Here is a 704-nt window from a genome sequence, read left to right on the forward strand (position 1 = left end):
CTATTTTTGGTCTTGCCATTATCGTCCCTCTCAAACACTGTGCTACGTTACGCCCAAATTATGGCATATGCCAATAACATTTTTGGCATATGCTAATAATCTAAGTTTGCAAAAATCGTATTTAATAAGATTCTGACAGTTTTCACACCACAACGAATCTTCAATTGCCACTTGCTTAAATCCAGCTCAATACTCAGCCCTACAATTCAAGCATTTACATGCGTTTGATGATTCTGACTACTTTGTCTCCAAGTCATGGCGCGACGCTTGGATAGCGCCAAAAACACCGGTTTTATTGACACAGATAGATCATTCTATTGCTTTGTTATGACGTAAACGTCGGAAACAGGGCTAATATTAATGGCATACAAAATCTTGATTTAAAGAGGGATAAAATGAAAAAGACAATGTTGGCGTTAACTGGTGCGGTAATTATTCTTGCAGGCTGTCAAGACGAGAAACCAGTAGAAGCAAGTGCAGTTGAAGCTCCTCAAGCAGTAGAAATGGAAGTCACTGACACTGAATTGCCTGTCGATGCAGTACCTGTGGAAGAAGAACAAGTGATCACCACAGAAACGTTTGTAGACTCAGAGCACAACGCGAAAAACGCGCTAGATTGGAATGGCGTTTACAAAGGCACACTACCATGTGCTGATTGCGCGGGCATCGACGTGACTCTGACGCTAAATCAAGATGGCAGCTAC

The 704-nt window shown here is 41.8% G+C and carries 1 protein-coding gene; it reads left to right on the top strand.

The window, feature by feature from the left end; genetic code table 11:
• Positions 1-395: 395 nt before the first annotated feature.
• Positions 396-704: copper resistance protein NlpE (locus R7Q09_RS25690; protein ID WP_318143884.1), on the top strand; the 309-nt coding region annotated here is incomplete at its 3' end.

It is taken from the genome of Vibrio sp. 2130-1, assembly GCF_033339515.1.